The sequence below is a fragment of the Catenuloplanes indicus genome (assembly GCF_030813715.1).
GTDB lineage: Bacteria > Actinomycetota > Actinomycetes > Mycobacteriales > Micromonosporaceae > Catenuloplanes > Catenuloplanes indicus.
In genome coordinates this window covers 7687507-7707236 of the sequence record NZ_JAUSUZ010000001.1, presented here as the reverse complement: position 1 = coordinate 7707236, position 19730 = coordinate 7687507, and the positions used below count along the sequence as shown (strand labels likewise).

The window sequence follows — 19730 nt, the reverse complement described above, 5'->3', positions numbered from 1 at the left end:
CGGCGGGCCTCAGCGGGGTACGACGGTCTCCTCGGCCCAGGTGCGCCAGGTGACGAGCTTGTCCGCGGCCGCGGCGAGCTGGTCGGCGACCGGGCCGGGGCCGGTGGAGCCGTACGTCTTCCGCGCGGCCAGCGCCGACTTGACCGTCAGGACGGACCGGACATCCGGGTCCAGATGCGAAGAGATCGCGACCAGGTCCTCGTCCGGCACCTCGTCCAGCGCGCAGTCGCGGGCCACGCAGAGCGCGACCAGCTTCCCGGTGATCTCGTGCGCCTCGCGGAACGGCACGTTCTTGCGCACCAGCCAGTCCGCGACCTCGGTGGCCAGCGTGTAGCCGACCGGCGCGGCCGCGGCGAGGCGGTCCGCCCGTACCGTCATGGTGGAGATCATCCCGGCGAGCGCCGGGAGCACGAGCTGGAGCTGGTCGACCGCGTCGAACGCCGGCTCCTTGTCCTCCTGCATGTCCCGGTCGTAGGTCAGCGGCAGGCCCTTGAGCATGGTCAGCACCGTGACCAGGCCGCCGATCAGGCGGCCGGACTTGCCGCGGGCCAGCTCCGCGATGTCCGCGTTCTTCTTCTGCGGCATGATCGACGAGCCGGTGGCGAACGCGTCGTCCAGCTCGACCCAGCCGAACTCCTGCGACGTCCACATGACGACCTCCTCGCCGAGGCGGGAGAGGTGCACGCCGATCATCGCGGTGACGAACAGGAACTCGGCCACGAAGTCGCGGTCCGCGACCGCGTCCATCGAGTTCGGCGCCGCGGTGGCGAAGCCGAGCTCCTTGGCGACCTGCACCGGGTCCAGCGGCAGCGACGAGCCGGCCAGCGCGCCGGAGCCGAGCGGGCTGACCGCGGCCCGGGCGTCCCAGTCCTGGAGACGGGACAGGTCGCGTAGCAGCGGCTGGACGTGCGCGAGCAGCCAGTGCCCGAACGTGACCGGCTGAGCGTGCTGCACGTGGGTCATGCCGGGCGCGGGCGTCTCGACGTGCCGCTCGGCCTGCTCGACCAGCGCGTCCGCCAGCTCGACCAGCCGCAGCGCCACCCCGCGGGCGTGATCGCGCAGGTAGAGGCGCAGGTCGGTGGCGACCTGGTCGTTGCGGGACCGGCCGGCCCGGAGCTTGCCGCCGAGCGTGCCGAGGCGTTCGAGCAGGCCGCGTTCGAGCGCGGTGTGCACGTCCTCGTCCTCGACCGTGGGCCGGAAGTCGCCGGACGCGCAGGCGGCCTCCAGGTCGTCGAGCGCGGCGAGCATCTTGCCGAGCTCCTCCGCGTCGAGCAGGCCCGCGTGCGCGAGCACCCGGGCGTGGGCGCGCGAGCCGGCCAGGTCGTACGGCGCGAGGCGCCAGTCGAACTGCACGCTGACGGACAGGCGGGCGAGCGCCTCCGCGGGCCCGCCAGAGAAGCGGCCACCCCAGAGGCTGGTCCGGTTGGTGGAAGTAGACGAGGTCACGAGCCCATTCTCAATGATCGGAGTCGGCCGGCCCGGAGCGGGCCCAGCCGGAGAGCTTGTCGGCGAGCGCAGGCCCGCCGAAGGGTTCCCGGGCGACGACCAGGATGGTGTCGTCGCCCGCGATCGTGCCGACCACGTCCGGCAGCCCGGACCGGTCGAGCGCGCTGGCCAGGAACTGCGCGGCCCCGGGCGGGGTGCGCAGCACGGCTATGTTGCCGCTGGCGTCGGCGCCGGTGAGCAGCTCGCGCAGCAGCCGCAGCAGCCGCGCCGGTGCCTGCTCGGCCTGCCGGATGACCGGCGTGCCGTCCTCGGGGATCAGGTAGACGGCCGGGCCGCCCGCGGTCCCACGCACCTTCACCGCGCCCAGTTCCTCCAGGTCACGGGAGAGCGTGGCCTGGGTGACCTGCACGCCGTCGCCGGCCAGCAGTTCGGCCAGCTCGGTCTGCGACCGGATCGCCTTCTCGCGGATCAGCTCCACGATCCGGGCGTGCCGCGCGGTGCGGGTGGTGGGTGCGGTCATGCCGAGTACCCGGCCAGCCAGGCGAGCAGCGCCTTCTGTGCGTGCACCCGGTTCTCCGCCTCATCGAACACCGCGGACTGCGGGCCGTCCATCACGTCGTCGGTGATCTCGTCGCCGCGGTGCGCGGGCAGGCAGTGCAGCACGATCGCGTCCGGCTTGGCGGCCGCGACCAGGTCCTTGTTCACCTGGTACGGCCGGAACGGGGTGTGCCGGTCCTGGCCGTCGTTCTCCTGGCCCATCGACGTCCACGTGTCGGTGGCGATCACGTCGGCCGCGTCGGCCGCCTCGTACGGGTCGCGGAGCACGCTGACCGAGCCGCCGGTCCACGCCGCGATCTCCGCCGCGCGGGCCACGATCGCCGGGTCCGGGTCGTAGCCGGACGGCCCGGCGACCCGCACGTGCATGCCCGCGGTCGCGCCGGCCAGCAGGTAGGAGTGGCTCATGTTGTTCGCCGCGTCGCCGACGTAGGCCAGCGCGCGGCCGTGCGTGGTCCCGCACCGCTCGCGGATCGTGAGCAGGTCGGCGAGCAGCTGGCAGGGGTGGAAGCCGTCGGTGAGCGCGTTCACCACGGGCACGGTGGCGGCGGACGCGACCTCGGCGATCCGGTCGTCGCCGTAGGTGCGCATGACTATCGCGGACACGTACCGGGACAGCACCTGCGCCGCGTCCGCCAGCGTCTCGCCGCGGCCGAAGTGGGTGGCCTGGGTGTCCACGATGATCGGGTTGCCGCCGAGCTCCGCGATGCCGACGTCGAACGACAGCCGGGTGCGCAGGCTCTGCTTGTCGAACAGCACCGCGATCGACTTCGGGCCGGCGAACGGCTTGTGCCCGTACCGGTCCGCCTTCATCAGCTGGGCCAGGTCGAGCACGGCGGACTGCTCCGCCGGGGTGAGGTCGTCGTCGCGGAGGAAGTGCCGGGTCATGAGGTCACCGTGTCCAGAGCGTGGGGCAGCGCGGCGAGGAACGAGTCGGCCTGCTCGGCCGAGAGGATCAGGGGCGGTGCCAGCCGTACGACGTGCGGCGCCACCGCGTTGACGAGGAATCCGGCGTCCTTCAGCACGCCGGTCAGCGCGCCGGACGCGGGCGCGTCCAGCACGATGCCGAGCAGCAGGCCGGCGCCGCGCACCTCGGTGATCAGCGGGTGGCCGAGCGCCTCGACACCGTGCCGCAGCCGCTCCCCCACGCGCTTGACGTGGTCCAGCAGGCCCTCGTTCGCGATCGTCTGGATCACGGCGAGCGCGGCCGCGCAGCTGACCGGGTTGCCGCCGAACGTGCTGGCGTGCATGCCCGGCTGGAACAGCGTGGCGGCCGTCCCGAACGCCAGGACCGCGCCGATCGGCAGGCCGCCGCCGAGGCCCTTGGCCAGCGTCACGATGTCCGGCTCGACGCCCTCCGCCTGGTGCGCGAACCAGTGCCCGGTGCGGCCGATGCCGGTCTGCACCTCGTCCAGCGCGAGCAGCGCACCCTTGGCCCGGGTGATCTCCCGGGCCGCGGTCAGGTAGCCGGGCGGCGGGACCAGCACGCCGCCCTCACCCTGGATCGGCTCCAGGATGACCATCGCGGTCCGGTCCGTGACCGCGTCGCGGAGGGCGTCGACGTCACCGTAGGGCACGTGCGTCACGGTGCCCGGCAGCGGCTGGAACGGCGCGGCCTTCGACGGCTGGCCGGTCAACGCGAGCGCGCCCATGGTCCGGCCGTGAAAACCGCCTTCCGAAGCCACCACATGGGTACGGCCGGTCAGGCGCGACATCTTGAACGCGGCCTCGTTCGCCTCCGCGCCGGAGTTGCCGAAGAACACCCGGCCGGGCCGCCCGGCCAGCGCCAGCAGCAGCTCGGCCAGCTGCACGGTCGGCTCGGCCACGTAGAAGTTGGAGATGTGGCCGAGCGTGGAGATCTGCTTGGTCACGGCCGCGACCACGGCCGGGTGGGCGTGGCCGAGCGCGTTGACCGCGATGCCGCCGAGCAGGTCGAGGTATTCCTTCCCGCCCTCGTCCGTGACCACCGCGCCCGCACCACCGGCCAGCGCGAGACCGGGCGTGGCGTAGTTCTCCATCATGGAGCCCCGCCACCGATCGATGAGGCTCATGCCGGGCTCCCGGTCACGCCGCGGTCCCGCTGCCGGCCCTGAGCCGATGATTCGCTCGCAAGCTCGCTCATGACCCCATCACCATGGTTCCGAATCCTTCTGAGGTGAAGACTTCCAGCAGGGTCGAGTGCGCGACCCGGCCGTCGACGACGTGCGCGGCCGGGACTCCGCCCTCGACCGCGCGCAGGCAGGCCTCCATCTTGGGGACCATGCCCGACTCCAGGCTCGGCAGCAGCTCCGCCAGCTCGTTCGTGGTGATCTGGGTGATCAGGCTGTCCGGGTCCGGCCAGTCCCGGTAGAGGCCGGTCACGTCCGTGAGCACCACCAGCTTGCGGGCGCCGAGCGCGACCGCGAGCGCGGCGGCGGCGGTGTCCGCGTTCACGTTGTGCAGCGTGCCGCTCTCGTCCGGCGCCACCGTGGCGATCACCGGTATCCGGCCGGCCGCGATGATGTCCGCGACCGCGCCCGGGTTGACCGTGGCGACGTCGCCGACCAGGCCCACGTCGACCGGCTCGCCGTCGACGATCGCGGGCCGGCGGACCGCGGTGAACAGCTTCGCGTCCTCGCCGGACAGGCCCACCGCGTACGGCCCGTGCTCGTTGATCAGGCCGACCAGCTCGCGGCCGACCTGGCCGACCAGCACCATCCGGACCACGTCCATGGTCTCCGGCGTGGTGACGCGCAGGCCGCCGCGGAACTCGCTGACCATGCCGAGCTTCTTCAGCATCGCGGAGATCTGCGGGCCGCCGCCGTGCACCACGACCGGCTTGAGCCCGGCGTAGCGCAGGAACACCATGTCGGCCGCGAACGCGCGCTGCAGCTCCGGGTCGATCATGGCGTTGCCGCCGTACTTGATCACCACGGTCTCGCCGGAGAACTCGCGCAGCCAGGGCAGCGCCTCGATCAGCGTGGCGGCCTTCTGCTGAGCCACCGCCAGATCACGGGTCAGCGCCGCGGTCATGAGCTGTACGCCGAGTTCTCGTGCACGTACGCGTGGGAAAGGTCGTTGGTCCAGATGGTGGCCTCCGCGCCGCCCGCGTTCAGGTTGATGTGGATCTCCACGTCGCGGCCGGTCAGGTCCACCTTGGACCGGTCCTCCGCGGCCGCGCCGCCCTTGCACACCCAGACGCCGTTGACCGCGACGTCCAGCCGGTCCGGCTCGAACGTGGCCTGCGTGGTGCCGACCGCGGCCAGGATCCGCCCCCAGTTCGGGTCGTTGCCGAACAGCGCGGTCTTGACCAGGTTGTTGCGGGCCACGGCGCGGCCGGCCTCGACCGCGTCGTCCTCGGTGAGCGCGCCGGTGACCGCGATCGCGACCTCCTTGGTGGCGCCCTCCGCGTCCGCGATCAGCTTGCGGGACAGCTGGCGCAGCAGTTCGGTGACCGCCTCGGCCAGTTCCTCCGTGGTCGGCTCGATGCCGGACGCGCCGGACGCCAGCAGCAGCACGGTGTCGTTGGTCGACATCGCGCCGTCCGAGTCGACCCGGTCCAGCGTGACGCGGGTGGCGTGGCGCAGCGCCGTGTCCAGCGCGTCCGGGCCGGCGACCGCGTCCGTGGTCAGCACGCAGAGCATGGTGGCCAACCCCGGCGCCAGCATGCCGGCACCCTTGATCATGCCGCCGACGCTCCAGCCCGTACCCTCGACGACCGCGGTCTTGGACACGGTGTCCGTGGTCATGATGGCCTCCGCGGCCGCGGGGCCACCGTCGCGGGACAGGCCGCGCACGGCCGCCTCGACGCCGGGCAGCAGCTTGTCCATCGGCAGCCGCTCGCCGATCAGGCCGGTCGAGCAGACCGCCACGTCACCGGCGCCGAGCAGCAGCGGCTTGGCACCGCCGCGCAGCGCGGCCGCGGTGTGCTCGGCCGTGGCGTGCGTGTCCTGGAACCCGGCCGGGCCGGTGCACGCGTTCGCGCCGCCGGAGTTGAGGATGACCGCGCGCACCACGCCGCCCTTGAGCACCTGCTGGCTCCAGAGCACCGGCGCGGCCTTGACCCGGTTGCCGGTGAAGACACCGGCCGCGGTCGCGTCCGGGCCGTCGTTGACGACCAGCGCGATGTCCGGCTTGTTCTCCTTGAGACCGGCGGCGACGCCGGCGGCCCGGAAGCCCTTCGGGTGGGTGACGCTCATGGTGCGACTCCGTAGATCTGCAGCCCGGTGGTCTCGGGCAGCCCGAACATGAGGTTGGCGTTCTGGACGGCCTGGCCGGCCGCGCCCTTGCCGAGGTTGTCGGAGGCGCTGACCGCGATGATCCGGCCGGAGTCGGCGTCGACCGTGGCCTGCAGGTGCACCGAGTTGGAGCCGCTGACGCTGGCGGTCTGCGGCCACCGGTCCTCCGCCAGCACGTGCACGAAGGGGTCCGTTGCGTAGGCCGCCGCCAGGACCTCACGGGGATCCTGGTCCGTGGCCCTTCGCGCGGTCACCGTCGCCAGGATGCCACGCGGCATCGGCGCCAGGACCGGCGTGAACGACAGGCTCGTGGCGCCGGTGGCCTGCTTGATCTCCGGCACGTGCTGGTGGCGCCCGGTCTTGTAGGTCGACAGGCTGCCCATCACCTCGCTGGCCAGCAGATGCGTCTTCGCCGACTTGCCCGCGCCGGACGTGCCGGACGACGCGACCACGACCACGTCCTCCGGGTCGGCGACACCGGCCGCGATCAGCGGCGCGAGCGCCAGGATCGTGGTGACCGCATAGCAGCCGGTGTTCGCCACCCGGGTGCTGTTCGCGATCCGCTCGCGCTGGCCCGGCAGTTCCGGCAGCCCGTACGTCCACGTGCCGGCGTGCTCGCCGCCGTAGTACCGCTGCCACGCGTCACCGTCGCTGAGCCGGAAGTCGGCGCCGATGTCCACGATCTTCACGCTCTCCGGCAGCTGGCCCGCCAGCGCCGCGGACTGTCCGTGCGGCAGCGCGAGGAAGACCAGGTCAACGTCCTGGAACGCCTCCGCCGTCGTCGCGCCCAGCGTGAGATCGAGACCGCTCAGGTGCGGATGCACCGCGCCGGCCGCGCTGCCCGCCTGGCTGTGCGCGGTCGCGGTGACCAGGTCGAACTCGGGGTGCCCGGCGAGCAGGCGCAGCAGCTCGCCCCCCGCGTATCCACTGGCCCCCGCCACACCGACCCTGACACCCATGCTGACCTCCGCATCACTATGCGGCCCAATGTATCAACATTCACCACGGGCGGGCAAAGGGATAATCGTCTCCCTCTCTCAATTTGCCCTGCTTTGCGCCGTACGCCACTTATGCTCGGGAGGCTTGTTCATATTTCCAGTCCGTGTCGTCGGAACGAAGGGAAGCCGCTCATGGGCGACTCGATCCGGATCATCACCCCCCAGGCGTACCCGCTCTGGGCCGCCGAGGTCCCGTCCCACTCCGACGAGCAGCCGCTGATGACCAGCGAGGGCGAAGTCGTCACCGAGGACCTGGTCGACTTCATCTTCCCGCACACGTACCGGGTGATCGCCTGGGAACACGTGGTCGGCCGGGACGGCAGCCAGGGCGCCCTACCCATCCTGGCCGGCACCCAGGCCACCAGCGACCAGACCTACCAGTACGCCGAGGAACGCGAGGACGCCGAGAACCTCGCCCGCCTTCGCATCCGCGAACACCTGCGCCGCAAGAAGAGCATCAGCGCATAGCGGTAGGGCGGCCCGCGGCCGCCCTACCGTCGCTACTCCTTCCCGTACTCCTTGAGCAGTGCGGTCAGCGCGGCATCCCACGCCTTGGTGTACTCGGACGGCCCGATCCGCATCTCCGTGCCGCGAACGGCCTGGCTGAGGATGTCCGCCAGCCGGCGGCCCGCGTCGCCGCGCTGCTGCTTGAACGCGGCGAACACCTCGGCGAAGTGCTCCTCCGCCAGCTTCGCCGACGGCGACGCGAACGGGTTCTTCTCCAGCTTCTCGATCACGTCGGCCCAGGTGCCGATGAGCTCGTTCACCAGCGCCGCACGCCGCACCTCCAGATCGTGCTCGCACTCCATCGCGACCCGCCGCTCCCAGAACGCGCGGGTCTGCTCCGCGATCCGCTCGTCCGGATGCACGCGGACGGTGACCTCACAGATCAGCACGTACGGGCCGTCGTCCACGATCCACGGCTGCCGCGCGGCGACCTCGGCGTTGAGTTCCGCCTCGAACGTCACCGCACGGTGCGGCGCGTACCGCCGGGACACCTCCACCGCCATCCGGCGGATGCTTCGGCGCGCGTCCACGGCCAGCTCCGACGCCCGCCGCGCCAGATGGTCGTGCGTCCCGCCCTCCATGCTCCAGGACTGGCAGATCTCCACACCGAACGTGAACGCCTCGCCCTCCGCCGGTACGTAGACGGTGTGCGACAACATCAGGTCGTGCCGGGCCCGCGCAGCCGGTCCCGCCTCCGGTGGCGGCTGTACGAAGAAGTCCCGGAACGTCTGCCACGCGCTCCGGCCGGGCGCGGTGGTGGTCGATGCGGTCATCACAGCTCCTCGAGCTCGTCAAGAATCCGCGAGGCCGTGACCCGGCCCCGCCACACGTACGTGATCTGGTGGTGCAGTCGGGTACGCACCTGTGGGTCAGCCGCGACACCCCTCATCAGCTCCCGGAAGGAGCTCCCGATCGCCGGATCCCCGGGCGCCACCCGGACCCAGTCGCCGAGCCGCTCCCAGGCGTCGAAGGCGGACGCGGGATGCAGCAGTGCCAGCTGCCACAGGCGGGTGAGGTCGGCGCGGCCGATCTCACCGCCGGACATCCGGTCCAGCAGGTCCGGCGCGGATCCGGAGTCGGCCATCCGGCTGGCGAGCAGGACGAAGGCCCGCACCGCGTGGGCGGCCGGCAGACCCGCGCTTGGTCCCGGAAGCCGCAGATCCGCCCAGTTCAACAGCATCGTGAGCAGCGATCCGGTCGGCAGGTCGAGCCGGCTCACCGCCTCCGCCACCACGGGGCTGCGCCGCAGCAACGGCTGGCAGGCGACCCGCACCAGGTCGGACGGGCCCTGGGCGGCCAACAGCACGCTCAGCCCCGCCGCGTACGCCCGCGCGACCGTGTCACGCAACCGCGCGAAGTCGCGCTTCGACCAGTCCTGCACGTGATCCCGGACCAGCGGCCTGGTCTGCGGCGAGAACGCGGCCGCGACCAGGGCAAGCGCCGCGCTCTCCCGTACCCACCAGGCGGACGCCCGCGCCCACGGCTCGATCAGCGCGGCACTGACCTGACCGAAGTCGTGCTCGGCGCACCCGCCGGCCAGCAGCGCGGCGGTCCGCCGTACCCGCGGATCCCGGATCTCCGTGACCAGCAGGTGCAGCCAGCGCAGCAGGTCCTTGGGCCGCAGCGCGCCGGCCCACAGCGCGTCGACGAGCCGGCGTGCCATGCCGTTCTCGATCGCGCGGCGGCGCTCGGCCGTGCGCCGGTCTCCGGCCGGCATCCAGGACGCCGACAGCTCCGCGCCGAGAAGCGCCCGGTAGCCGGCCGCGGGCGGGCGCAGCGGCGACACGTCCTCCGGTTTCTCGGTCGCCCGCACGAACAGCTCGGCAGCGTCCACCACGGTGTGCAGCGGCTCGCCCGCGAACAGCACACAGGCGATCCGGAACGCGCGCGCGTGGACGGCGTTGACGTCGGGCTTCTCATCGCAGGTCAGCACGCGGTCGATCACCGCGCGTTCCTCGCTGCTGCTCCGCGAGAGGCCGAACGCGCGCAGCGCGTCGTCCCGCGGCCGCTGGCGCGCGAGATCCTCTGCGGTGGCGACGAGCGCCCACAGCCGCCCGGCGGGATCGATCAGGCCCGGCGTCTCCCGGCAGATCCGCACATAGGTACCCACGCATTCGCGGCGGCACGGCGTGCAGTCGGCCAGACAGGCGTAGTCCCGCAGTTGATGCACGAGATGCGCCTCGAAGACCTCCCGGGCGGGCGGGCGCGCATGCGTAACGTAGCCCACCAGCGGACCGCTGCTGACCTTCTGCTGATCGGAATCGATGACCACGACGGCCGTCGCGCCAAGACTCCGCACGTGCGAGGCCAACGCGGCCAGCATCATGGGGTCGGCCGCGCGGGCGTCGCTCAGCTGCACGATGTGCCCGGCGCCCTCGTGGAAGACGTTCCCCGCCCTGGTCAGGTCCGCCAGCTCCTCCGAGGGGAGCAGGTCGACCGACGCGACGTGCGCCGGAGAACCATGGCGACGGGCCAGCGCCACGCAGGCCGTCGCTCGCCGGCCGCTGCCGTCCGGACCGCTCAGCACCACGACGCTGCGCCGCGCCAGCTCGCGCTCCAGCCGCTCGTCCGTCTCACCGGGCACGTAGACCTGCCGGTACCTGACGACCTCCTCGGCGATCAGGCGAGCCACGATCCGGCGGCGGCCGTCGGGCGCCTCGTTGATGATGACGTTCTCCGCCGCCACCGAACCCTCGCCCATGGCGCTCTGGCCGCGGTTGAACCAGTCGCGGGTGCGGAACCGGTCACCGGCGAGCCGGATCCACTCGCCGGCCGCGAAATCCGCATCGGGCCGGTCCGCGGCTCGCTCCGGCTCCTCCTCGCCCTCGGCGCTCGCCTTCGCGGCCGTAGTCGCCGTTCCGGCTGGCTCGTCCGCCGCGGTTGCGGTCCCGGCCGGGCCCGGCCTGCCGTGCGTGCCCACACCGTCCGAGGGGACCGGGCTCGGTTTCGGCGCCGGGTGGGCGGGCTGGTCGGCGGCCGCGTCCGGCGGCGCGGTCCCGGTCTCCTGTCGGGGCGTCTCCTCCGCGGTCGCCTGCGTCATCTCGGCCACCCCTGGATAGTTCCGATCGCCATTCCGTGGTCGCCCTGGACCCACTGGCCGGTGTTGTCCACGTCCCCGGTCACATACCGGCCGTCCTTCTCCCCGGTCGCGAGCACGTCCGGGGTCGCTTCCGCGGAGAGCCGGGCGCGCTCGTTCACGTCCTCGCCCAGCACGGAGATCCAGGCCTGCGCGGTGAATCCCTTGGCCGGGACGGACACCGTCTCCTCCCGGAACCACTCCGGCCGCAGACCGCCCGGATAGCTGCACAGGTCCCGGTAGATCTCCGGGGACACCGCGAGCGCGACCGACGCGCCGGCGTACGCGGCCAGCGCCTGCTTCAGCACCGGCGCGTCCAGCAGGCGCGCGAGGTGCACCACGGCCTCGCCCGGGAAACCACTCGCGCCGTCCAGGTGCACGAGACCCTGGTGGACGGCCATCCGCAGACGCAGCCGCTCCCGCGCCGGCCTGCGCTCGTCGTGCCGCCGGAGAAGTCCGTCGACAGCGGGCACGAAACGGCCGGCCACCCGCGTCTCGTCCACCTCCGCCGGGAGGATCGCGATCTCGCCGTCCCCGCTCGACTGCGTGATCCACTCGCCCCGGTCCAGGCCCGCGTCCGCCGCGGCCGCCTGCAGCACGTGCTGGAACAGGGCCTGCGCCCTGCGTTGCTCACGGTTCCGCAGCTTGCTGTACCCCTCCAGATCCGCCCCCACCTGCACGCGGCGGACCGGTACGCCCTCGCCTTCCATGGTGTTGCCTCCCCCTGCCGCCGCCCCCGGGCGGCACGAGGCCAGTGAAGTGGCGGACGGCCACCGGAATCCCGGTCAAAGGACGGGTTCGGCACAGGACGCAACGTCACACAATTCCACTACGGTAGATATCTGTGGTGACCGAATGGCCGGTCGGAACCCTGCTGGACCGTCTGCGTCCGTCCGCGCGCGAACGACTGCTCGCGCTCGGCGTCGCGCTGCACGTCACCGACGACCACGTCCTGCTCCGCGAGGGGGACGCCGGAACGTTCGTGGTCCTACTGTGCCGCGCACTGACCAAGGTCACGACCCGGACCGCAGACGACCGTGAGTCGCTGATCGACATCCGGGTGTCCGGCGATCTGATCGGCGAGATGGCCGCGCTCAACGGCGGACCGCGCAGCGCCACCGTCACCACGTGCGGGCCGGCGCAGGTCCGCATCATCCAGCGTCATGAACTCCAGGCGTTCCTGGCCGAGCATCCGCACGCCGCGCTGCAACTCGCCGGCCTCGTCGCGGACCAGTTGCGTCGCGCGATCCGGCGGCGGGTCGACTTCGCCGCGTACCCGGTCCCGGTCCGCCTGGCCCGGATCCTGGCGGATCTCGCGACCGCGCACGGATACCGCACCACGGCCGGTGTCGCGCTCGGCGTGCAGCTCACCCAGCCCGAGCTGGCGGCGCTCTGCGGCGCGTCCGAGGTCAGCGTGCACCGGGCGATGCGTCAGCTGCGGCGCGAGGGCGTGGTGCGATCCCGCTACCGGCGGATCACCATCGTCGACCTGCCGTCCCTGCGACACCAGGCCGACCTGGACGGGCAGTGAACGACCGAAATCCGCGGGAAAGTGTCGGACCCAGGCTCTACGGTGTTCCGATGAGCGGTGACCTGCGGACCTTCTACCAGCTCCTCGTCAACACGCTGCTGGTGTCGGTCATCAACTTCACGGTGTGGTTCGCGGTCACGTTCTGGGTCTTCCTGGAGACGACATCGGTCTTCGCGACCGGGGTGATCTCCGGCATCTTCCTGGTGCTGACCGCGGTGACCGGCATCTGGTTCGGCAGTCTGGTCGACCATCACCGGCGCACGCTGATGATGCAGGTGTCCGCGGGCGCGTCGTTCGTGCTCTACCTGGCCGCGCTCGGCGTCTGGCTGGTGACACCGCCGGAAGCGTTCCGGAATCCCGCGGGCGTACGGCTCTGGGCGTTCGTCGTGCTGCTGATGTGCGGCGTGATCGCCGGCAACATCCGGACGATCGCGATGCCGACGCTGGTCACGATCCTGATCGACGAGGGCAGCCGGGACCGGGCCAACGGGCTGGTCGGCACCACGTCCGGCGTGTCGATGCTGACCACGTCCGTGATCAGCGGACTGCTCGTCGCGTTCGACGGCATGCGGTCGGTGCTGATCCTGGCGCTGGTCGTGCTCGGGCTGTCGATCGTGCACCTGGCCACCGTGACGGTCCGCGAGCCGGCGCCGTCGGCCGAGCACGCGGCCGAGGGCGGACGCGTCGATCTGCACGGCACGGTGCGGGTCGTCCGCGGCGTACCCGGGCTGATGGCTCTGGTGTTCTTCTCCGCGTTCAACAATCTGCTCGGCGGCGTCTTCATGGCGCTGATGGACGCGTACGGGCTGTCACTCGTCTCCGTGCAGACCTGGGGCGTGCTGTGGGGCGTACTGAGCACCGGCTTCATCGTCGGCGGCCTGCTCATCGCGCGCACCGGCCTGGGCAGCCGCCCGGTGCGCCTGCTGCTGCTGGTCAACCTGGTGCTGTGGGCCGTGGTGGCGCTGTTCCCGCTGACCGCGTCGATCATCCCGCTGGCCGTCGGCATGTACGTCTACATGCTGCTCGTGCCGTACGCGGAGGCGGCCGAGCAGACGATCCTGCAACGCGTGGTGCCGCTGGAACGGCAGGGCCGGGTGTTCGGCTTCGCACAGAGCGTCGAGCAGGCCGCATCCCCGGCCACCGCGTTCCTGATCTCACCGATCGCCCAGTTCTTCTTCATCCCGTTCATGACCGACGGCGCCGGGGCCCGCACGATCGGCTCCTGGTTCGGTACCGGCGCGGACCGCGGACTCGCACTGGTCTTCGTGCTCACCGGCGTGATCGGCGTGATCGCCACGGTGGCCGCGCTGAACACCCGGCCGTACCGCCGCCTGAGCGCCCGGTACGCCGCCGCACCGGACCCGACGGCCACAACGGAGATCCCGCCGGGCCGGGCGATCGCGGACAACCTCTCCGCGACCGGGAATCCGGCCGCCGGCAGCAGCCCGGTCACGCTCCCCGAGGCGCCGTAGACCGCAAGATCCTTACCGGTAACCTGTGCTCCGCAACACGGGCCGGTACGAGGAGAGCGGATGTCCGAGGCGCTGATCGACAGTATGCGTGCGGCGGTGGACGCCCGGCCGGACGACGTCCACCTTCGACTGCACCTGGCGGAGCTGCTGCTGGCAGCGGGCCGTCAGGGCGACGCGGTGGCCGAGGCCGCGCAGGCGTTGCAGCGCGATCCGGTCAGCGAGGCGGCCCAGGCGCTGATGCGCCGCGCCCTGACCCCGGGCCCGCCGGCTCCGTCGGTTCCCGCCGCTGCCGCGGCTCCGGCCCCTGGGCCGGCCAATCCGCCGGCCCAGGACGCTTCGCCGGCCCAGGAGGACCCGCTGGCGGCGTACGAGGAGGAGCTCGCCGGCATCGCGCCGCCGAGGTTCGCCGACGACGGGGAGCCCGAACCGGTGCGGTCCGAGGCCGACCGTGTCTTCGACGTCGAGCGCGTCACCGCCCGCCTCGCCGACGTCGGCGGCATGCAGGACGTGAAGAAGCGCCTGGAGATGGCGTTCCTCGGGCCGATGCGCAACACGAAGCTGCGCAAGCTCTTCGGCAAGAGCCTGCGCGGCGGCATGCTGCTCTACGGCCCGCCCGGCTGCGGCAAGACGTTCCTGGCCCGCGCGCTCGCCGGCGAGCTCGGTGCGTCGTTCATCTCGCTCGCCGTCTCCGACGTGCTGGAGATGTGGATCGGCTCCTCCGAGCGCAACCTGCACGAGCTGTTCGAGGCCGCCCGCCGCAACGCGCCCTGCGTGCTGTTCCTCGACGAGATCGACGCACTCGGCCACAAGCGCAGCAGCATGGGCTCCAGCGCGATGCGCACGGTCGGCAACCAGCTACTGGCCGAGCTCGACGGCGTGGACAGCGTGAACGAGGGCGTGTTCGTGCTCGGCGCGACCAACGCGCCGTGGGACGTGGACGCGGCGCTGCGCCGCCCCGGCCGCCTGGACCGGACCGTGTTCGTGGCACCGCCGGACGCGCCGGCCCGCGAGGCGATCCTCCGCTACCACCTGCGCGACCGGCCCATCGCCGCGGTCCGGCTGGACCCGCTGGTCCGCGGCACCGCCGACCTGTCCGGCGCGGACCTGGCGCACCTGTGCGAGACCGCCGCGGAGTACGCGCTGCACGACTCGCTGACCAGCGGTGACGTCCGCATGATCGAGCAGCGGGACCTGGAGGCCGCGATGGCCGAGACGAAGCCGTCGATCGGCCCGTGGCTCGCGACCGCGCGCAACGCCGCGCTGTACGCGAACGAGAGCGGCATCTACGACGAGCTGGCCGCCTACCTCAAGAAGCGGAAGATGCTGTGACCGTCCTGGACTCGGCCCGGCATCTGATCGACGTCAACCGGATCGCCGAGGCGGAGACCCTGATCCGGGGCGCACTCGCCGAGCAGCCGGACGACGCCGACCTGCTCATCGGGCTCGCCGACCTGCTGCACACCGACGACCGGCCGAAGGAGGCGCTGCAGGCGTCGAGTTCGGCCGTGCTGCTGGCACCGGACGACGAGCGGATCTGGCGGATCCGGGCGCTCGCGCTCAGCGACCTCGAACGGCACGACGAGGCGATCGCCGCCGCGGGGCGCGCGCTGGCCCTCGACGACGGCATCGGCGGCCACCTGTGCCGCGCGAAGACGCTGATCGCGGCCGGCCGGGTCGCGGAGGCGTACCCGGACATCGCCGAGGCGATGCGCCTCGAACCGGCCCGTGCGTCGGACTGCCGGCTGATGCTCGGGTACGCGCTGATCACCGCGGGCGAGACGAGCCGCGCCCGGGCCGTCTACCGGCAGGTGCTGCGGGAGGCACCGGCCGACATCGACCCGGTCGCCACGATCGGGCACACGTACCACCTGGCCTGGCGGGAGGCCACCGCGACCCGGTACTACCTACGGCTGCTCGGCGACGAACCGTCCAACGACTACTACGCCGTCTCCGTCGAGGTCGGCCTGCAGTGCCTGCGCCGCCGCTGGTCACTCGCCGGCACCGTGCTGGCCGCCGCCGTCACCGTCGCCGCGACCGTGGCCACCGTGCCGGTCGCGGCGTTCGCCCTGCCCACGCTCGGCCTCTACCTCGCGCTGATCGCCTGGTCCGGCCGGGGCCGCGCGATGCGGCGCACCTGGCGTACCCGGTGGCGGGTAGAGGCGGATCTGCCCGGCCTCTTCGGGTCCGCGATCTCGGTGCTGCTGCCCGCGGCGGTGCTGGCGCTGCTCGCGGTGCTGCCCGGCGGGTGGCTACCGGTCTGGGCCGCGATACTCGTCGTGATCGCGCTGGCCGTGCACGCGCTGCCGAACGCCTTCTTCTTCGGCATCGACCTGGCGGCGACCCGGCGCCGGCTGGCCGCCCGCGCCCGGTTCCGCCGTGAGATGCGCGCCCGCCGTTACCGGTACGACCTGAGCGAGCCGATCGGTCACCAGTGACCAGTAGCCCAGGCCGCGCCGCATCCCGACGGCGGCGCTGAGCGCGAGCATCGGTGCGTTCCGGTCGTCGTTCTCGCCGTGCATCGCGATGCCGCCGCGTTCCGCGGCCGCGACGAACGAGCCCAGCTTCAGCGCCCGTGCGACACCACGCCGCCGGGCCCGCGTGGCCACGCCGGTGTAGCTGGTGTGCCAGCCGCCGGTGTCGCCGTCCGGCCGGATCAGGCAGACGCCCGCGGTGCCGTCCGCGTCCGTCGCGAACAGCACCACCACGTGGTCCGGCATGTCCGCGGCGAACCGCTCCAGGTCGATCGGCGTGTCAGTCGGCATCCCGGCCAGCGAGTCACCGGCCGCAGCCACGAACCGGGCCCGTGACTCCCCCAGGGTCGTCGTCTCCAGCCGCACGTTCGACCTCGTCGCGGCCGCGTGCGCCGCCGGCCGCAGCGCCGCCGGGTCGTCCAGGGTGATCGTCCAGCCGGTGCAGTGGTTGTAGACCCGCAGGTCCAGCCGCTCCGCGAACCGTAGCCCGCGCGGGAGGTCGTCGCGCATCGTCATCGCGACCGGCCCCGCTCCCGGCCCGGCGGAACGGTCCGCCCGCACCAGCTCCGCCGCCAGCGCAGTGCCGATCCCCCGTCCGCGCGCGTCCGGCGCGACGCCGAGCCCGATCGCGCGCTGCCCGCGGTAGTCCGCGACCGAGCCGAGCAGCGCCGCGCCCACGACCCGCCCACCGTCCGCCGCGACGACGGCGTGCACGCCGCCCGCCGTCAACAGCCGCCGCCATCGAATTCGTGCGTCCGACGCACTCGTCAGATGCAGCAGCTTCACCGCATCGCCGACGTCCCCGGTCGTGCACGCACGAATCTCCACGCGCGGCAGTTTACGACCCCCCCTGGTTACCCCTTCCTGAGCGACTGGAACGAATACCCGGCGATCGAGATGCTGAGGAGCGCCTGCCCGGCACGAAGCCCCGCCGGTCCAGCGGATCGGCGGGGCTCCGTGGTGGTGGGCGGTTACGCGCCGCGCAGCGTGGCGCCGAACTCCGCAGCCGCTGCCGCGACCGCCGCGTCGCGGGCCGTGACCGCCTCCTCGACCGTCAGCGTGCGGTCCGGGGCGCGGAACGTCAGCTTGAACGCCAGCGACTTCCGGCCCTCGCCCAGCGAGTCCGACTCGTACACGTCGAACAGCCGCACCGTCTCCAACAGCGGGCCGGCCGCGCCGGTCAGCGTGGCCTGGACCGCGGCGGCCGGGACGCCGGAGTCGACGACCAGCGCCACGTCGATCAGCGCCGGCGGGTACGTCGACAGCGGCTGGGCCTGGACCACCGGGGCGTCCGGCAGTGCGGTCAGGTTCAGCTCCATCGCGCACGTGCGGCGCGGCAGTTCGAGCGCGGCGACGGCCGCCGGGTGCAGCTCGCCGGCGAAGCCGACGATGGTCCCGTCGACCGAGATCGCGGCGCAGCGGCCCGGGTGCCACGGTGCCTCGTCGCCGGCCGCGACCGTGATGGACGCGGCCGGGATGCCGGCGGCGGAGAGCACGGTGCGGGCCGCCTCGACCGCGTCCGCCCAGGTGGCGGCGCGGCCTGCGCCCCACCAGCCGGACGGCGAGATCTCCCCGGCCAGCACCACGGCGACGTGCCACGGCTGCTTGGGCAGCGTGGCGTCCGCGGCGAACAGGTCGTCGTCGCCGGGGCGCTCGTCAACGCCCATGACCGGCGGGCTGCCGGCGCCGGGGCGCGGGTGGAAGACCGCGCCGATCTCGTAGAGCGCAAGGTCGCGAGTGCCGCGGCCGATGTTGCGGCGCAGCGTGGTGAGCAGCGGCGGCAGCAGCGTGCTGCGCAGCAGCGGCTCCTCCTCGGAGAGCGGGTTCGCCAGGCGCACCGTGGACCGGCGGTTGTCCGAGTCCGGCATTCCGAACGCGTCGAACACCGACGGGGACATGAACGGGTAGTTGAGCACCTCCACGTACCCGTTCTCGGCGAGTGCGCGGGCGACCGACCGGCGGCGGGTCTGCGACGCGGTGAGGCCGTTGCCGGCCGGGGCGACCGGCAGCAGGCTCGGGACCACGTCGTACCCGTCGAGGCGGACGACCTCCTCGACGAGGTCGGCCGGGTCGGTCAGGTCGGGGCGCCAGGACGGCGGCGTCACGGTGAGCACGTCGGTCCCGTCGACCGCGCAGCCGATCTGCCGGAGCAGATCGACGACCTGGTCGCGTGAGTAGTCCACGCCGATCCGGCGGGCCGGCAGCGTCGCGTCCAGCGAGATGGGCACGATCGGACGGCGGTAGTCGAGGTCGAGCACCGCTTCCGAGGCGGTGCCGCCGCCGTGCTCCAGCAGCAGTGCGACGGCCCGCTCCAGCGCCACCAGCGTGAGCGCCGGGTCGACGCCCCGCTCCCAGCGCTTCGCGGCCTCGCTGAACAGCTTGTGCCGCCGGGCGGTGCGGCCGACCATGACCGCGTCCCAGTGCGCGGCCTCGAACAGCACGTTCGTGGTGGTCGGCTGCACCTCGGAGGTCTCGCCGCCCATCACCGCGGCCAGCGAGATCGGCACGCCCGGCGCGTCGCCGGAGCAGATCACCATGTCCTCGGCGTCGAGCGAGCGGACCACCCCGTCCAGCGTGGTGATCTTCTCGCCCGGCAGCGCGCGGCGGACCAGCAGCGGACCGTCGAGTCGGTCCGCGTCGAACGCGTGCATCGGCTGGCCCAGCTCCAGCATCACGTAGTTGGTGATGTCCACGGCCAGGCCGATCGACCGGACACCGGCGACCGCGAGCCGCCGTTTGATGTAGTCCGGCGACGGCGCGGCCGGGTCGATGCCGTTGACCAGCCGCGCGGAGAACCGGTCGCAGCCGGCCTGGTCCTCGACGGTGACCGCCCACGGAACCGCCGGGGTGCCGGCCGGAGCGGCGGCCAGGCCCGCGTCCCGGAACGGCACCTTCAGCGCGTGCGACAGTTCCCGGGCGAGACCGCGCACGCTCATCGCGTACCCCCGGTCCGGGGTGATCTCCAGCTCCAGGATGATGTCGTCCAGCCCGACCAGCGGGCGGGCGTCGGTCCCGGGCGCCGGAGCGTCCGCCAGCACGATGATGCCGTCGTGGTCGTCGCTGAGGCCCAGCTCGGCCGCCGAGCAGATCATGCCCGCGGACATCCGCCCGTAGGTCTTCCGCGCGCCGATCGTGAAGCCGCCGGGCAGCTCACCGCCGGGCAGGATGACCACGACGTCGTCGCCGACCGCGAAGTTGCGCGCCCCGCACACGATCTCCTGGGGCGAGGAACCGCCGACGTCCACCGTGCAGAACCGGATCGGCTTCTTGAAACCGGTCAGCTCCTCGATGGTGAGCACGCGGCCCACCACCAGGTCACCTTTGACGGTCGCCGCCTGGTCGACGACCGAGTCCACCTCGATCCCGAGGGACACCAAGGCCTGCTCGACGTCGACGCCGGTGATGCCCACCGGCAGGTCGACGTGTTCGCGCAGCCAGGAAACTCCGATGCGCACAA

Annotated in this window: 16 protein-coding genes and 1 pseudogene; 5 read left to right on the top strand and 12 right to left on the bottom strand. The window is 72.6% G+C overall.

Going from position 1 to position 19730, the window contains the following annotated elements:
- Positions 1 to 9: 9 nt before the first annotated feature.
- The 7 genes from argH to argC all read right to left on the bottom strand — a co-directional run bounded on the left by argH (position 10) and on the right by argC (position 7177).
- Positions 10 to 1446 carry an argininosuccinate lyase gene (gene argH / locus J2S42_RS34335; RefSeq protein ID WP_307245993.1) on the bottom strand — a complete coding sequence of 479 codons (1437 nt, stop codon included), beginning with the start codon at positions 1444 to 1446 and terminating at the stop codon, positions 10 to 12.
- A 10-nt stretch (positions 1447 to 1456) separates the two neighbouring features.
- Complete coding sequence (locus J2S42_RS34330) at positions 1457 to 1966, bottom strand: arginine repressor (protein ID WP_307245991.1); 510 nt, start codon at positions 1964 to 1966, stop codon at positions 1457 to 1459.
- On the bottom strand, positions 1963 to 2889 hold the full coding sequence (gene argF / locus J2S42_RS34325) for an ornithine carbamoyltransferase (protein ID WP_307245990.1): 927 nt from the start codon (positions 2887 to 2889) through the stop codon (positions 1963 to 1965). Before argF ends, J2S42_RS34330 begins: the two co-directional genes overlap by 4 nt.
- Positions 2886 to 4052, bottom strand: coding sequence for an acetylornithine transaminase (locus tag J2S42_RS34320; RefSeq protein WP_307245988.1), 1167 nt, complete (start codon positions 4050 to 4052; stop codon positions 2886 to 2888). The genes argF and J2S42_RS34320 overlap by 4 nt, the downstream gene beginning before the upstream one ends.
- Positions 4053 to 4119: 67 nt before the next feature.
- Positions 4120 to 5013: an acetylglutamate kinase gene (gene argB / locus J2S42_RS34315; protein ID WP_307245985.1), complete on the bottom strand. Its 894-nt coding sequence runs from the start codon at positions 5011 to 5013 to the stop codon at positions 4120 to 4122.
- Entirely contained in the window at positions 5010 to 6179 is a 1170-nt protein-coding gene (gene argJ / locus J2S42_RS34310) for a bifunctional glutamate N-acetyltransferase/amino-acid acetyltransferase ArgJ (RefSeq protein ID WP_307245983.1), read from the bottom strand. Before argJ ends, argB begins: the two co-directional genes overlap by 4 nt.
- Positions 6176 to 7177: an N-acetyl-gamma-glutamyl-phosphate reductase gene (argC, locus tag J2S42_RS34305; protein ID WP_307245981.1), complete on the bottom strand. Its 1002-nt coding sequence runs from the start codon at positions 7175 to 7177 to the stop codon at positions 6176 to 6178. Before argC ends, argJ begins: the two co-directional genes overlap by 4 nt.
- A 171-nt stretch (positions 7178 to 7348) precedes the next feature.
- Between argC and J2S42_RS34300 the strand changes: the two genes are divergently transcribed.
- Entirely contained in the window at positions 7349 to 7684 is a 336-nt protein-coding gene (locus tag J2S42_RS34300) for a hypothetical protein (RefSeq protein ID WP_307245979.1), read from the top strand.
- Between the two features lie 32 nt (positions 7685 to 7716).
- On the opposite strand, the gene J2S42_RS34295 is transcribed toward J2S42_RS34300, so the two are convergent.
- The 3 genes from J2S42_RS34295 to J2S42_RS34285 are packed head-to-tail and all read right to left on the bottom strand — an operon-like array spanning position 7717 to position 11509.
- Positions 7717 to 8496, bottom strand: coding sequence for a hypothetical protein (locus J2S42_RS34295; RefSeq protein WP_307245977.1), 780 nt, complete (start codon positions 8494 to 8496; stop codon positions 7717 to 7719).
- Complete coding sequence (locus J2S42_RS34290; protein ID WP_307245975.1) at positions 8496 to 10763, bottom strand: hypothetical protein; 2268 nt, start codon at positions 10761 to 10763, stop codon at positions 8496 to 8498. Before J2S42_RS34290 ends, J2S42_RS34295 begins: the two co-directional genes overlap by 1 nt.
- Entirely contained in the window at positions 10760 to 11509 is a 750-nt protein-coding gene (locus tag J2S42_RS34285; RefSeq protein WP_307245973.1) for a hypothetical protein, read from the bottom strand. Before J2S42_RS34285 ends, J2S42_RS34290 begins: the two co-directional genes overlap by 4 nt.
- 134 nt (positions 11510 to 11643) lie before the next feature.
- On the opposite strand from J2S42_RS34285, the gene J2S42_RS34280 reads away from it, so the two are divergent.
- The 4 genes and pseudogenes from J2S42_RS34280 to J2S42_RS34265 all read left to right on the top strand — a co-directional run.
- Complete coding sequence (locus tag J2S42_RS34280) at positions 11644 to 12330, top strand: Crp/Fnr family transcriptional regulator (protein WP_307245971.1); 687 nt, start codon at positions 11644 to 11646, stop codon at positions 12328 to 12330.
- Positions 12331 to 12380: 50 nt separating this feature from the next.
- The gene (locus J2S42_RS34275) at positions 12381 to 13802 is read left to right on the top strand and encodes an MFS transporter (RefSeq protein ID WP_307245969.1); all 1422 of its coding nucleotides are present in this window, start codon (positions 12381 to 12383) and stop codon (positions 13800 to 13802) included.
- 60 nt (positions 13803 to 13862) lie between these two features.
- Positions 13863 to 15131 (top strand): ATP-binding protein, encoded by a 1269-nt coding sequence (locus J2S42_RS34270; protein ID WP_307245967.1) that lies wholly within the window; start codon positions 13863 to 13865, stop codon positions 15129 to 15131.
- A pseudogene (locus J2S42_RS34265) lies at positions 15035 to 15628 on the top strand (tetratricopeptide repeat protein); the annotation flags it as partial. The gene J2S42_RS34270 and the pseudogene J2S42_RS34265, both read left to right, overlap by 97 nt.
- Positions 15629 to 16051: 423 nt before the next feature.
- Here the strand turns inward: J2S42_RS34265 and J2S42_RS34260 are convergent.
- Positions 16052 to 17101, bottom strand: coding sequence for a GNAT family N-acetyltransferase (locus J2S42_RS34260; RefSeq protein WP_307245965.1), 1050 nt, complete (start codon positions 17099 to 17101; stop codon positions 16052 to 16054).
- Positions 17102 to 17244: 143 nt separating this feature from the next.
- Positions 17245 to 19728: a phenylalanine--tRNA ligase subunit beta gene (gene pheT, locus J2S42_RS34255; RefSeq protein ID WP_307245964.1), complete on the bottom strand. Its 2484-nt coding sequence runs from the start codon at positions 19726 to 19728 to the stop codon at positions 17245 to 17247.
- Between the last annotated feature and the right edge of the window lie 2 nt (positions 19729 to 19730).